Raw genomic sequence first — 9,697 nt, 5'->3', positions numbered from 1 at the left:
GCTCTCAGTCTTCCAGGGCGGGTGGACGCTGATGTCGGCAGAGGCGGTCGTCGGCGACGACGATGCGCCTCCCGGCGAGGTGCTCGACACCATCGGTCGGCTCGTCGAACGGTCGATGGTCGTCGTCGAGCCCGGCGCGACGAGCCGCTACCGGATGCTCGAGACGTTGCGTCAGTACGCCGCCGAACGACTCCACGAGTCCGGGCAGACAGTCGAGGTGGCACGCCGTCACGCCGCCTACTTCCAAGGCGTCGTTGAGCACGCAGAAGTCGCATTGCGAGGCCATGAGCAACGGCAGACGCTGCAGTGGCTCCACGACGAGCAACCCAACATCCGCACCGCGCTGGCGTTCCTCAGCGGCCCCAGCGGAGACCACGACGCCGCCCTGACCATGGCCGGCTCGCTGGGCATGTTCTGGCACCTGGGCCGCCACCTCGAGGGCCGCCTCGTTCTGTCGCGGCTGGTGGAGGGACCCGACGGGTCACCGGCAGCACGAGCTCTGGCGCTGCAAGCAGTGTCGATCGTCGAACGCCCGCGAGGCTGCCTCGTTCACCCCAACCCACGATGCGCGGAAGCGGCATCGGAAAGCCTGGCGCTGTTCGAGGAACTCGGCGACACCTGGCATGCAGCCCTCTCACGAGTGCTCCTCGCGGTGGAGGGAGTCACCGGCAAGGAGCCGGAACGGTCACAAGCGCTGCTGGCATCCGCTGAGAAGCAGTTCAACGTCGACGGCGACCCATGGGGGCCAGCGGTCATCGCGTTCGTACGCATGGAGACCGCGGTCAAGGCCGGCGACGTCGAGACTGCCCTCCGGGTGGGACGCACCACGGCCGCCGCGTTTCGACAGCTCGGCGACGCGTGGGGGCTGTCCGCCACCCTCTACCACCTCGGTTGGGGGCTGCGGCTGTTCGGCCGGTTCGCAGACGCAGCACGCGCCCTCGAGGAAGCCATCGACGTCTCACGAGGCGCCGGGTTGTGGAACACAGCGCAATGGGCGCTCGCCGACCTGGCCATCTTGAAGGTGCACCTCGGTGACCACGCGACCGCGAAACAGCTCTTCGACGAGGCGGCGTCCGCCTCCCGGGAGATCGGCGACGGCGCAGGTGAAGTGCTCGCAGGGTACGGCTACGGCCTGCTCGCCCACGTCGCCAGCGACTGGGGCACCGCTCGAAAGCACTACCTGGTCGCGGTGGACGCGTTCTTCCACCTCGGCACCCCCGTGTACGAAGGCATTGTGCTCGCCGGCTTGGGACGATGCGATGAGGCCGACGGAGACGCCCGTTCCGCTCGCTCCCGCTACGAGGAGGCGCTAGAGGTGGGTCGCCGTCTCGGTGAGCCGGGTGTGACCGCCTCCGCACTCGAAGGGCTGGCGCGAGTCATTTTAGACGCGGGTGACCGCGCCGCCGCTGCCGCGCACTTCAGTGAAGCGGCCGAGCTGCGGCAACGGTTCAACCGCCCGCCGCCGCCGCACGAGCGCGCCGATCTTGCACACTTCGCGCCGGCGCTTTAGGGCAGCGGACGGGTGACCGCGTCGACTGCGAGCCCGAACCAGCCGACGCTGCAAATACGTTCGGCGGGTGGATGTTCAGGCCGATCCGCACTGCGCGGTGGCTGTGGTCCCTCTCCCTCGACAACGATGTTGTGACACGCTTGTTCGGCACGTTGCCCGGGTGGACGAAGGAAGGGGTGCGGGGGCACGGCTACATAGGACCTGGGCGGCGTTCCAGCCGAGCGCCATCAGACCGTCCTGCATGCCGAAGAAGGCCGATGGTGTTTGGCGCTCACAAACGTCCGGATCTGCCCCGATGAGTGGAACCGCCGACGGCACTGCGGGCACGCAAGCCAGCCCAGCGCACCTCCCCGTGGGGCCGCTCTTGTAGGCGTTGGCTGCCTTGAGGTCCCAGCGACGTCGAGGTCGGTTCCCGGCCGGGGCGCAGCACGTGCGCGCCGCCGGCCTAGGTCCGCAGCGCCGCCCAGGTGTCGACGCTCGTCCACTCGCCCTTGAACCAGTCAGCGGCGATGTTGCGTCCTTCGTGCCGAAATCCAAGCCGCCGGAACAGCCGGGCGACTGGCTCGTTGCGCGCATCGGTGACAGCGAACACCCGATGGGCGCCCTGCGCGTCGAAGAGCCCGCCGATCACAGCACCCAGCGCCTCGGTGGCGTACCCCGAGCCGTGGGAGGCTGGCGCGATCGTGACCCCGACCTCGTAGCTGTCGGGCTGCTCGGCGAGCGCGTGTACGGCGACGTCACCGACCAGCGTGCCGTCGCGTCGAACGGCGATCTGCAGCCACCGCCCGGACTTGGACTCGATCGAGCTGGGCTGGGAGGCGATGAGGTTGTCCGCGTCTGCTTCGGAGAAGTCCGGGGTCCAGCTCTGCCAGCGTGCCACCTCCGGGATACGGCGATACGCAACAAAGGCGGCGCGGTCCGGGTGTGTGAGCGGTGCGAGCTCCAGTCGCTCGGTGAGGATGGGGAACGTCAGCACGATCGAACCCTGTCTGTAGTTGCGGCTCGTGGCCTGCGAAGGAGACGTGCGTCAGACCGCGCAGCCGACCCGGTGCGGCTAGCGAGGTTGGAGCCCATCAGCGGACGTGGCAAGCGGTGCCGAAGCGCGACCCCGACGAGACTGCCAAGGGCAGGTGCCTCGGGCACCCGATGAGGTGGCGTGGTTCAACGCCGCCCCGGGGAGCGGACGTCCGGGCGGGGCAGGTGTATGCCGGCGGCGATCCCACGGCGGGCTGAACGGTCGCCTGCTCCCATTCTGAGCTCACCGCGCGAGACTAGACGCACAGCGGGCTGAGAGGCCACGCATTTGCTTCGCGGGAGCGCTCCTATCGACCACGTTGCGCCGGCGGTGCCATGGCGCCGCCCGACTACACACGTCTGACCGCACACTTCTGCCGCGATGAGTGCACGCATTCTTTCGTTCGGCGATCCGCACTAGCCTCAGTCCGTGTCCCAGAAGTCAGATCGTCAGCAAGCTCGCGAGGCGGTGGCGACCTACCAAGAGGCGGAGCTCGCCGAACTCGTTGCGCACGTAGCCGAGGCGATTGACCGGTTCCGCAGCGGCGAACTCAAGACCTTCGACGTCGACGAGGTCTTGTTCCAGTACTCCCGCGCCGCGAAGGAACTCTGGAAGTTCTGCAACTTCGCAACGTCCAGGTGACCGCGGGTCAGCTGCACGGAGCTCCGCCGATCGACTGGTGGGAACCCGGGACACCGAGACGCGCAAGACGTCCCGTCGATGAAGTACCGACCAGCGAACTTGAGTGACAGCCACGCGGCCGAACGTGCGACATTCCGCCGCGAAGAACCTGCGCTCGCCGACCGCGATTGGGCTCAGCCCTTGGTGAACAGCATCTCCCAGTTCATGGCCCAGGTCCGGCCGTCGTCGTACGAGAACGACTGCTTCCAGACTGGCTCGTCTGGTTCATCGGCCATCCATTCGAAGCGGACCAAGACGTGCCGACCGCCGATGGTGTCCGACGCGTCGAAGACGCCATGATTGCCAGCGAAGCGGCCCACTACGGGCGTGTCCAGAACGCCGGGAGCCCGCGTCGAGCTCCACCAGATCCGCCAGGCCTGATCGCTGGGGTCGAACAGTCGTAGCGTGAATCCCTCGAAGGGTGCGMCACCGTCCGCCGGAGCGGCTACCGTCATTTGGTCGATGTGACCGATCCCGAGAAGGATCGGCGAGACGACGCTGAACGCGTCGAACTCGACCCAGTCCTCGCAGGCGGGGTCGGTGACGTCGATGAGTTTGCGGTTACGGACGCGCCAATCGCCGAAGATGAAGTCGAAGTCATGCTGTGACGAGGTCATGTCGGGGACCGTATCGGCGACGACCGACAACCACCGCTCGAACCGCAGGAGCAACTCTGTTGCGTCGCTCCGCCGCTTGTGGGTCAGTCGAACTTCACAAACGCCCGCAGGGACCTACAACGTGTAGCAACACGAGCACGCTGAGCGCTGCAGGTGTGGCACATGCAATCTCGCCCCAGAGCTCGAGCGACCGGTGAAGCGCACTGGACCAGCCGTGCGACCTCGATAGCCTTCAACCCATGCCCATCAAGCTCGAGAACGTGGGGATCGCAGTCCGCGATCTCGAAGCGACGATCGCCTTCTTCACCGACCTGGGACTGACCGTCCTCGGCCGCGACACGGTGAGCGGGGAATGGACCGACACGGCCGTCGGTCTCGACGGCAACCACGCCAAGATCGCGATGCTCCAGACGCCGGACGGCAACGGCCGCCTCGAGCTCTTCGAGTACATCCATCCCGACGCGATCGAGACGGAGCCCACCCTGCCCAACGAGATCGGCATGCACCGCGTGGCCTTCTCGGTCGACGACATCGACGATGCCCTCGAGATCGCCGCGAGGCACGGCTGCCACCCGCTGCGCGGCGTGGCGACGTACGAGAACGTCYACAAGCTCACCTATCTCCGCGGCCCCAGCGGCATCCTCGTCATGCTCGCTGAGGAGCTGCAGAACGGCTGATCCCTCCTCGCCGCCCTCGGCGCAACCATCGCCGGGCGGCCTGCTGACCGGTGTGGCGTCTGCGCCCGAGCGGATGGGACGACTGTTCCGGGGGCGCTTCCAGACGGTGGCCGTGACCGGCATGACCGGGGTCGGCAAGACCGAGCTGGCGAAACGGCTGGCAAGGCGTACCTCGGCCCAGCAGATCGGCGCCATGGTGGACGCCCTCGCGGTCCGGCTCGCCCAGCTCAGCGGTCACGTCTGACGACCCTCATCCCTGGTACGGCGGCGCGACGCCCCACCCCCACCGTGGAGTGGGAGCGTGCTCGACGGGTGCGGCCCCGGGCTGCGAGTTCTCCATGGCGAGCCGGGTGCCCCACTCGAGGTAGCCGATGATGGCCGCCCGGAACTCGGGGTCGGCGGGCAGCCCTGCCTCGTCGGCCGCGAGGCTCATCGTGGCGGCGAACCGATGACGCTGCGCCGGCGTGATGGCCAACCCGAGGTGGTGACGGAGCATCGACTCGTATCCACCGTGCTGCTGGGTATAGGTGTCCGGACCGCCCAGCACCTCGGCCCACCAGGCCGCGACGTGCTCGCGGTGGTGCACCGAGACCCCGCCCGGGAAGAAGCCGGACAGGGCGTCGTCGGCCTCCACGCGGTCGTAGAAGCAGTCGATCATCCGGCGCAGCGGCACCAGACCGCCCGCCCAGGCGTACAACGTGGGCAGCTCCGGCTGGCTGGCGTCGCTCATGACCTCAGTAGACCCCGGACACCTCCGCACACGCGATCGTCGGAGGGGCGACCCGGGCCGGGCGTCAGTCGGTGGCGAGCTCGTCGTCGACGTACACCGGTCGGGAGACGCGCAGCCCGGCCCAGGTGAAGGGGACGACGGTGGCCATCAGCAGCAGGATGGGGATGGTCCAGCTGTCGGTGGCGGCGTGCAGGACGCCGACGAGCACGGGGCCGACCGCCGCGAGCAGGTAGCCGACCGGCTGGACGAAGCCGGACAGCCGGGCCGTGACGGCGTGGTCGCGGGTCCGGGCGGTGAGCATCGCGATCGTCGTGGGGAACGCGAAGCCGGAGAAGCCGAGCAGCAGCGCCCACAGCCACGGCAGGGTCGCCGGGGCCAGGAGGAGCCCGGAGTAGCCCGCGAGGAGGGCCACGCTGAAGGAGGCCATCCACGGCGTCAGGTTGGGTGAGCGGGCGATCACCGTCGGCATCATCAGCGCACCGACGATGCCGAACGCCGTGAGCATCGCCTGCATGGCGCCCGCGGCCGAGGGGGAGAGGCCGGCGTCGCGGTAGATCTGGGGCAGCCAGCCGAACTGCACGTAGGCGTGCATCGACTGCACAGCGAAGAGGGTCGCCATCGCCACGGCCGTGCGGGAGTGGAAGATCCGCAGGGTCGGGTCGGCGGCGGGGTTCTCCTCCGCCGGCGTCAGGGAGCGCTCCCGGAAGGCCAGCCACGCCCAGATCGGCAGCGCCGTCAGCGCCACCAGTCCCCACATGGCCAGGGCCTGGCTCCAGCCGACCTCCGCGGCCACCGGCGCGGTGAGCGCGGAGCCGAGCGTGCCGCCGACGATGAGACCGGTGCCGTAGATCGTCGGCAGCAGCACGTTGCCGGACGACGGATGCGCCTTGATCCACGCCGGGACCAGCACGTTGCCCACCGCCATGCCGGACAGCGCGACCGCCGACAGGGCGAGGAACACCCAGGCGGTGTCGGTCTGGCTGCGCAGCAGCAGTCCCGCCGCGGCCAGGGCGACGCCGGCCGCGATGCCCGTCGTGATGCCGATCCGCCGCGCGATGCCCACGGCGGCCGCGCCGACGACCCCGAAGCACAGCCCGGGCAGCCCGGTGAGGATGCCGGCCACGCCGGAGCCGGTGCCGAGCCCGGCGGTGATCTCCTCCAGGACCGGCCCGACCGAGGAGGCGCCCGGCCTCAGGTTGATGGCGATCAGGACCGTGGCGACGATGGCCACCCCGCGGCCCATCGTCTTCTTGTGGTCCCGCGAGGGCTCCGTCGGGGCCTTCGCGGCAGGAGTGTGCACCTCAGCGAGCGTAGGTGAGCGCGGACGGCCGTCCGGACCCAGCCCGGGTGGCGCCGGGTCCGGCGCCTCAGGCACCGGACCGCAGCTCCACCGACACCTCGCCGAGGTCGGGTGCGACCACGTGCCACGACCCGCCACCGCTCACGTCGATCGGCGCGACCACCGAGCCGGTGATGACCACGTCGCCGACCGACAGTGCCGCCCCACATGACGCCAGGGTCGAGGCGGCCGAGGCCAGGACCGTCCCCGGCTCGCCCGTGAGGTCGAAGGGGGTCGAGGTCGACGCGACCACCTCGCCGTCGCGGGACACGCCGAAGGAGAGGCCGGCAGGCAGGACCCGGACGACCGGCCCGAGCAGCACGTGCCGGTGGAAGATGTTGCCGGYCAGCACCTCCTCGATGTCGGACGGGGGCGGGTCGAGGTCGGCGAGCTCGATCGCCACCGACCAGCCCGCCACGGCCGCCAGCGCCTCGTCCGGGGTGGCGTCGGCGGCCACGTCGGTGCCGAGGTGCGCGGCCACCTCCGCCTCCAGCATCGGCGCGGTCCATCCCGCGACGTCCACGTCCGCCCCGGAGGCCAGCCGCCGGTCGCCGGTGAGAAAGCCGACCAGGGGACGGTCGGTGCCGAAGCGGGCCAGCGCGGCGGGCGCCCCGAAGCCGAGCTTCCACCCCAGCGGCCCGCCGCCCGAGGAGTGGGCCGCGGCACGGGCGGCGAGCATCGCCGTCGTACCGGCCGTGATGCGTGGGTCGAGGCTCACGACGGGTCGTCGGGCGCGTCGTCGAAGGTGTCGTCGGGACCCGGCATCCCGTACCCCGCGGCGGCCAGCGACCCGGCGCCGCTCCAGCCCCAGATGAGCAGCACGTCCTCGTCGCCGGTGTTGACGAACCCGTGGAAGTTGCCGCGCGGGGTGAAGATGACGTCCCCTGCCTGCGACGGCTCGCGACCGGAGTTGGTGTGGATCTCGCCGCGACCCGACATCACCACGAGGAACTCGTCGGCGTGAGTGTGCAGGTGCCGGTCGTGCCGGGCACCGGGCGGCAGCACGGTCCGGCCCACGGTGAGGCCGTCGGAGCCGCCGCGCTCGGAGTTGATGAGGTACTGCACCTGCATGTCGACCCAGCCCTCCTCCTCGCGCAGGCCCTGCTCGAGGGGGACGTCGTCGACGGTGGTGCGGAAGGGCGGCCTCGCCTGCCCGGGCGTCGTCATCGGACCTCCACCCCCGCGGCCCGGCGGTAGACGTCGGCGACGCTGACCAGGAAGTCGCGGCCGGCCAGCTCGCTGCTGCGCGCGGCGCTGAGCATCTCGCTCGCCGCCGAGCAGGTCGGCAGCATGACGCCGAGGGTGCGGCCGAGCTCCTGGGCGAGGACCAGGTCCTTCTGCTGCAGCTCGACGTCGGCGAAGACGGTGTCGTCGTCGACCAGCAGCGGCGCGCGGTAGCCGATCACCGGCGAGGCGATCACGCTCTTGAGCGCGGCGTCCACCACGGCGGCCCGGTCGACGCCGGCCTTCTCCACCAGCGTCACCGCCTCCGCGAAGGCCGTCACCGACACGACCAGCGACAGGTTGATGGCGACCTTGGTGAGGATCGCGTGGCCGTTGGGACCGATGTAGGTGACCTTGGGGCCGATGGCGTGCAGCAGCTTCTCGACGTGGTCGTACGCCGACCGCTCGCCGCCGACCATCACCGACATCTGGCCGGCGGCCAGGGTCGCGGGCGACCCGGAGACAGGGGTGTCGAGGTAGCGGGCGCCGGTCACGRCCACCTCCTCCGACAGCGCGACGCTGCGCTCGGGGGCGATGGTGCTCAGATCGGCCCACACCTGGCCGGCACGCAGCCCGGCCAGCAGGCCGTCGTCGCCGTGCGCCGCGCCCTCGATGGCCGCGGTGTTGGTGAGCATGGTGAGGACGACGTCGCACTGCTCGGCCACCTCGCGCGGCGTGTCCGCCCAGCCCATGCCGGCGTCGACGAGGTCCTGGGCCTTGCTGCGCGTCCGGTTCCACCCGACCACGGTGTGGCCGGCGTCCATGAGCCGCCGGGCGATCCCGGAGCCCATGGCCCCGAGCCCCACGAACCCCACGCGTTCGATGGCGTTGTACATGCCTCGCTCCTCTCGTGCCTGTCGAGCTGTCACGTGTTGTGCCGGTCCAGGAAGTCGACGATCGCGGCCAGCGCCTCGCGCTGGACCTCGTCGACCTGTGCGACGCCGTCGGCGTCGGACTCGGGGTAGATGTAGCCGTGCACGTCGTGCGACCACGAGCGCCACTCGGCGTCCGCGCGCTTCTCGGCGAGCAGCTCGTAGGTCAGCCGGAAGATCCCCTGCAGCTCGTCCTCGTCGCGGCCCAGCACCAGCACCGGGATGTCGACGCCGTCGAGCCGGGCCGACACCTCGTCGGGGTCGGCGACCCGGGCGCGGGCGCGTTCGGTGCTGCGGAGCTCCATGCTCTCGATGTCGCGCAGGCCGCCGTCGCTGGTCACGGTGGGCACGTCATCGAGYCGCAGGGTGAGCAGCTCGTGCGAGGCGGGCTCGGCGGCGACGCCCGCGCGCAGCAGGCCGGGGTACTGCGAGAGCAGCTTGAAGAGCATCTCGCCGGCGTGGCTGACGCCGACGTGGAAGAGCCGGTCGGCGTCGATGGCGGGATGAGCGGCGACGTGCCGCAGGATCGCGACCTCGTCCTCGTACTCCAGCGGCGCGCGGCTCAGCAGGCCCATGCCCTGCCGCACCGTGCTGCGCAGCGCCCCGCCGGTCTGGTAGCCGAGCTCGACCTCGGTGCGGTAGCGCACCCACGCGCACGCGTACCCGGCGTCCAGCAGCACGTCGGTGACGTGCCGGAAGCGGTGCACCCGGTCGTGCAGCCACCCCATGCCGCCGCCTCCGTTGCCGTAGGCGACGAGCACGAACGGGTGCGGTCCGGGCCCGTCGGGCAGCCGGAGCGCGTACGGCGCGTAGAGGCCGTCGAGGGTCTCGGCCATGAGGTAGTGGGCCGGGCGGTCGGAGCCGGCCAGCGGCTCGACCAGGACGGGGGTGTCGGGGGCGCCCCAGTCGGCAGCGCTCACCGGGTGGCGCTCGGCGTGCCCGGAGCTCCGGCGGCCCAGTAGTCCTCCCTGGCCTTGGACGCGGCCAGCGCCTCGGCGTCCTCGAAGCCCGGCGCCATCGACGCCGCTGTGC

General features: G+C 70.7%; 12 protein-coding genes. 4 read left to right on the top strand and 8 right to left on the bottom strand.

Going from position 1 to position 9,697, the window contains the following annotated elements:
• Nucleotides 1-1,510, top strand: a 1,510-nt coding sequence (locus ACXJKL_RS06920; protein ID WP_457206322.1) for a tetratricopeptide repeat protein, incomplete at its 5' end; no start/stop codon positions are given.
• 445 nt (nucleotides 1,511-1,955) lie between these two features.
• On the opposite strand, the gene ACXJKL_RS06915 is transcribed toward ACXJKL_RS06920, so the two are convergent.
• A complete protein-coding gene (locus ACXJKL_RS06915; protein ID WP_457206321.1) occupies nucleotides 1,956-2,486 on the bottom strand; it encodes a GNAT family N-acetyltransferase in 531 nt (176 codons plus the stop codon).
• 468 nt (nucleotides 2,487-2,954) lie between these two features.
• Between ACXJKL_RS06915 and ACXJKL_RS06910 the strand changes: the two genes are divergently transcribed.
• Nucleotides 2,955-3,167, top strand: coding sequence for a hypothetical protein (locus tag ACXJKL_RS06910; RefSeq protein WP_457206320.1), 213 nt, complete (start codon nucleotides 2,955-2,957; stop codon nucleotides 3,165-3,167).
• Between the two features lie 173 nt (nucleotides 3,168-3,340).
• On the opposite strand, the gene ACXJKL_RS06905 is transcribed toward ACXJKL_RS06910, so the two are convergent.
• Nucleotides 3,341-3,823, bottom strand: a complete 483-nt coding sequence (locus ACXJKL_RS06905; RefSeq protein WP_457206319.1) for a hypothetical protein — start codon at nucleotides 3,821-3,823, stop codon at nucleotides 3,341-3,343.
• Between the two features lie 239 nt (nucleotides 3,824-4,062).
• Between ACXJKL_RS06905 and ACXJKL_RS06900 the strand changes: the two genes are divergently transcribed.
• Nucleotides 4,063-4,500, top strand: a complete 438-nt coding sequence (locus ACXJKL_RS06900) for a VOC family protein (RefSeq protein ID WP_457206318.1) — start codon at nucleotides 4,063-4,065, stop codon at nucleotides 4,498-4,500.
• 73 nt (nucleotides 4,501-4,573) lie between these two features.
• Nucleotides 4,574-4,744 (top strand): hypothetical protein, encoded by a 171-nt coding sequence (locus ACXJKL_RS06895; protein WP_457206317.1) that lies wholly within the window; start codon nucleotides 4,574-4,576, stop codon nucleotides 4,742-4,744.
• A 6-nt stretch (nucleotides 4,745-4,750) separates the two neighbouring features.
• On the opposite strand, the gene ACXJKL_RS06890 is transcribed toward ACXJKL_RS06895, so the two are convergent.
• The 6 genes from ACXJKL_RS06890 to ACXJKL_RS06865 all read right to left on the bottom strand — a co-directional run bounded on the left by ACXJKL_RS06890 (nucleotide 4,751) and on the right by ACXJKL_RS06865 (nucleotide 9,585).
• A complete protein-coding gene (locus ACXJKL_RS06890) occupies nucleotides 4,751-5,230 on the bottom strand; it encodes a group II truncated hemoglobin (protein WP_457206316.1) in 480 nt (159 codons plus the stop codon).
• Nucleotides 5,231-5,294: 64 nt separating this feature from the next.
• Nucleotides 5,295-6,530, bottom strand: a complete 1,236-nt coding sequence (locus ACXJKL_RS06885) for an MFS transporter (protein WP_457206315.1) — start codon at nucleotides 6,528-6,530, stop codon at nucleotides 5,295-5,297.
• 67 nt (nucleotides 6,531-6,597) lie between these two features.
• A complete protein-coding gene (locus ACXJKL_RS06880) occupies nucleotides 6,598-7,287 on the bottom strand; it encodes a fumarylacetoacetate hydrolase family protein (protein WP_457206314.1) in 690 nt (229 codons plus the stop codon).
• Nucleotides 7,284-7,736, bottom strand: a complete 453-nt coding sequence (locus tag ACXJKL_RS06875; protein ID WP_457206313.1) for a cupin domain-containing protein — start codon at nucleotides 7,734-7,736, stop codon at nucleotides 7,284-7,286. Before ACXJKL_RS06875 ends, ACXJKL_RS06880 begins: the two co-directional genes overlap by 4 nt.
• Nucleotides 7,733-8,662, bottom strand: coding sequence for an NAD(P)-dependent oxidoreductase (locus ACXJKL_RS06870; RefSeq protein WP_457206312.1), 930 nt, complete (start codon nucleotides 8,660-8,662; stop codon nucleotides 7,733-7,735). The genes ACXJKL_RS06875 and ACXJKL_RS06870 overlap by 4 nt, the downstream gene beginning before the upstream one ends.
• Nucleotides 8,659-9,585, bottom strand: a complete 927-nt coding sequence (locus ACXJKL_RS06865; protein WP_457206311.1) for an alpha/beta hydrolase family protein — start codon at nucleotides 9,583-9,585, stop codon at nucleotides 8,659-8,661. Before ACXJKL_RS06865 ends, ACXJKL_RS06870 begins: the two co-directional genes overlap by 4 nt.
• Nucleotides 9,586-9,697 lie beyond the last annotated feature (112 nt).

Source organism: Nocardioides sp. P5_C9_2, assembly GCF_054049555.1.
This window is presented reverse-complemented; position numbering and strand designations above follow the sequence as displayed.